The 334-nt window shown below is 67.4% G+C and carries 1 protein-coding gene; it reads left to right on the plus strand.

Annotated features, from left to right (window positions below; genetic code table 11):
• The coding region (locus PQR62_RS25585; RefSeq protein WP_408160898.1) for an ABC transporter permease subunit at positions 1-334 on the plus strand (334 nt) is incomplete at both ends.

Genomic DNA, 334 nt, shown 5'->3' on the forward strand with positions numbered 1-334 from the left:
GTTCCAGGGCTTTGTGTCGCCGGAATCCTTCTCGCTGACCGAATCGATTGCGGTGCTGGCCATGGTAGTGCTGGGCGGCATTGGCCACATCCCCGGCGTGGTACTGGGCGGCGTGATCCTGGCGGCCTTGCCGGAAGTGCTGCGCCACGTGGTGGAGCCGGTGCAGATGAGCCTGTTCGGCAAAGTCTGGATCGACGCCGAAGTGCTGCGCCAGCTGCTCTACGGCCTGGCCATGGTGATCATCATGCTGACGCGTCCGGCGGGCCTGTGGCCCTCGCCGCGCCATGAAGACCGTCCCGAAGCCGACCACCCGCAAGGCGGCGGCGCCACCGGT

The organism is Herbaspirillum lusitanum, from assembly GCF_046025995.1.
Lineage (GTDB): Bacteria > Pseudomonadota > Gammaproteobacteria > Burkholderiales > Burkholderiaceae_D > Herbaspirillum > Herbaspirillum lusitanum_A.